The organism is Polaribacter sp. Z014 (assembly GCF_023555435.1).
Taxonomy (GTDB): Bacteria; Bacteroidota; Bacteroidia; order Flavobacteriales; family Flavobacteriaceae; genus Polaribacter.
The window spans coordinates 1-1,542 of record NZ_JALCZP010000075.1 but is presented as its reverse complement, the minus strand read 5'-3'; the positions used below and the strand labels follow the sequence as shown (position 1 = coordinate 1,542).

Below are 1,542 nucleotides of genomic sequence, written 5' to 3'. Positions count from 1 at the left end.
TTTTTAAATAAAGCCAAAGCAACTTTATTAGCGGGTATTGTTTCTGTTAGATTTGTGTTTGTAACTTCTATCCATCTGTCTGTTTCATTGTAGTTAAGTACTTGTGTAATCATTGCAGACTCAAAAGCTGTATTGTCTATTGGGCCTATATATATGTCATAATCTTCAATTTCTCCTTTTTGATAATCAAAGTTACAAGCATTTATAGGAGTAGCATTGTGTTTGATACTAACGCGCAATCTTGTTTTTCCTAATGTAGCAGTTTCTGGTACTAAAATGTCAGTAAGTGCTATATTAAAAACACTATTAATATCTCCAGGATTGGCGGCACTAAAAATTTCATCTTCCGGGTCTGAGAAATCACCGTTGTTATTATAATCTATCCAGACAGTTACAAATGTATTATTATAAGCATTTCTAGTATAAGTTAATTCTCCAGAAAATGTTTCTCCTGCTACAATATTTGTAGAAACGTTTTTATAATATTCGTAAACACTTGCATTACCGTCACTAGAATTATTGATATTTCCAATATGAACATTAGAAATATAATATTTGCTATCTTTAATAACATTTACATTGTCATTACAATATTGTACATCTACAGTGTTAAAAGTAGCGGTACCTGTATAACTATCATCGCAACTAGATGCTGTTTTTACTTGTACTTCATATTCTAAACCGTCATCTAAACCTGTTATTTTTACATATTTTAAGGTAGAAGTTATTTCATTCCACGCTGTAGTGCCCTTTAAACGATATTGTATTACAAAAGAGTCTGTATCTTCAGATTCCCATCGAACTATTGCAGTAGTTTCACTAATATTTGTTATTGAAATAGTAGGTAAAGTAGGTGTTTGTATTGTAATGTTTTGTGTACTCGTTTTTGTGGTTGTTCCATTATCAAATACCCAATCTATAGTGTAAGAACCTGGGGAGTTAAAAGTTGTGGAATCTGTTGTAGTAGCTATAATTTCTTGTGTACAATTAAGGTTCATTACGGGAGTAACAGCGGTATATGAACAATATTCTTTTATGTCTTCTAAAGTTGGAGCTACAAAATTACCAGTATAAGATGTAACGTTTACGGTTGATGTACAGGTGGATGACAGTCCATCGGAATCCACAACGGTTAAAGTAACGGTTGTGGGAGTTGAAATATTTTCGCAACTAAAGTTATACTTGTCTAATGATAAATGTAAATCTCGGCCATTAGGAGTGTCGTAAGCATCGTAAGAACCGTTGTTAATATCTTCTGTTGTTATAGATGCATTTCCTAGTGGGTCTAAACTAATATTAATAGAACCAACACAATTTGCAATGGGGGCTACAGCCGCATCTTTTATATAAATATCATAATCTTCCATTTCACCTACTTGATATTCAGCATTACAAGCATCATTTAAATTATTTCTATTTATAGCTACACGCATTCTTGTTTTTCCAGTAGTTGCAGTTGTAGGTATATTTATTTGAAAATTTTTTTGAATCCCGTCTTCACTAAAGGGTTCACTTACTGTGTTGGTATACACAGCTTCTCCA

General features: G+C 32.4%; 1 protein-coding gene. It reads right to left on the bottom strand.

The genetic code is table 11. From position 1 onward, the window contains the following. Positions 1 to 1,542, bottom strand: a 1,542-nt coding sequence (locus MPF19_RS18955) for a fibronectin type III domain-containing protein (protein WP_249989841.1), incomplete at both ends; no start/stop codon positions are given.